Origin of the sequence: Actinoplanes sp. NPDC048791, from assembly GCF_040650095.1 — a bacterium.
GTDB lineage: Bacteria > Actinomycetota > Actinomycetes > Mycobacteriales > Micromonosporaceae > Actinoplanes.
On sequence record NZ_JBEZGQ010001546.1, the window covers coordinates 1 to 1,425 of the forward strand.

Sequence of the window (1,425 nt, forward strand, 5' to 3'; positions counted from 1 at the left end):
GCGGGCCCGGGCCGCCGAGACGGCGCGCGAGCTGCAGGCGCTGTCCCAGCGGCTGCACGCGGCGCTGGTGCGGGCGGGCCTGCGGGACACTCTCGGACGGTGAGGCACGGGGTTGCCGGTTTGTCCGCGGTGGCCGGGGTAACCCCACAGACACGGGCATCGTGTGGCGCTCGGTCCCGAGCGTCCGTGTACCGTGCAGGATAGGCGGGAAACAGCCTGATGGTCGCGTTGCCCTGCGGGGCGGCGGTGGCCTTACGGGGCGGCACGACGAAGCGACACGGAGGCGGGCGGTGCGCGAGCTGAGCGTGGTCGGGGTTCGGGTGGAGCTGCCCAGTAACCAGCCGATCGTCCTGCTCAGGGAGGTCGACGGCGATCGGTACCTGCCGATCTGGATCGGCGCGGTGGAGGCAACTGCCATCGCGTACGAGCAGCAGGGCGTCAAGCCCGCCCGGCCGTTGACCCATGATCTGCTACGGGACATCCTCGCGGCGCTCGAGGCGCCGCTGAAGGCCGTCGAGATCACCGAACTCAAGGAGAACGTGTTCTACGCGGATCTGCTGATCGGTGACGACCTGCGGGTGTCCGCGCGGCCGAGCGACTCGATCGCCCTGGCCCTGCGGGTGGGTGCGCCGATCCGGTGCGCCGATCAGGTGCTGACCGAGGCCGGGATCGTCATCCCGGACGAGCAGGAGGACGAGGTCGAGAAGTTCCGCGAGTTCCTCGACCAGGTCCGGCCGGAGGACTTCGCGGGCTGATCCGCGCATCGACGATCACCACAGGTCCGGTCGTCCGTACGCGGCGTGTCGCAGCATTACCTCCCTGTTTCGTGGCTCGCTGGGTTATACGCTCGTGAAGTCCAGGTGAAGCGGCACCGCGCAGCGGGGAGGTAGTCGCGTGCACGAGTCAGACTCTGAAGAGGGTCCGCTTGTCGGCGAGGACGGCGATACCGGGTATCGCGGAGTGACGGCTTGTCAGGCGGTCGGCATCAGCTACCGCCAGCTCGACTACTGGGCGCGGACGACGCTCGTGGTGCCCAGCATCCGCGACGCCTCCGGCTCCGGCACGCAGCGGCTCTACTCGTTCCGTGACCTGGTCGTCCTCAAGGTGGTCAAGCGCCTGCTGGACGCGGGCGTCTCCCTGCAGAACATCCGCAAGGCGATCGAGACGCTGCGTTCGCGCGGCGTCGACGACCTGGCCGGCATCACGTTGATCTCCGACGGCACCACGGTGTACGAGTGCCGGTCGCCGGAGGAGGTCGTGGATCTGCTCCAGGGCGGTCAGGGTGTCTTCGGCATCGCCATCGGCGGGGCCTTCAAGGAGATCCAGGGCTCGCTGTCGCACCTGCCGGCCGAGCCCGCCGCCGGCCCGCAGCCGGTCGGCACCGGCCTGGACGCCGAGCCCGCCGCCGGGGACGAGCTCGCGGCC

The 1,425-nt window shown here is 70.1% G+C and carries 2 protein-coding genes and 1 pseudogene; all 3 read left to right on the forward strand.

The features are described from left to right. Positions 1-103, forward strand: a pseudogene (locus tag AB0C29_RS48335) (MerR family transcriptional regulator); the annotation flags it as partial. A 187-nt stretch (positions 104-290) separates the two neighbouring features. Continuing rightward, on the forward strand, positions 291-755 hold the full coding sequence (locus AB0C29_RS48340) for a bifunctional nuclease family protein (RefSeq protein WP_125804926.1): 465 nt from the start codon (positions 291-293) through the stop codon (positions 753-755). A gap of 139 nt (positions 756-894) precedes the next feature. Beyond that, on the forward strand, positions 895-1,425 hold a 531-nt coding region (locus AB0C29_RS48345; protein WP_360835099.1), incomplete at its 3' end, for a MerR family transcriptional regulator.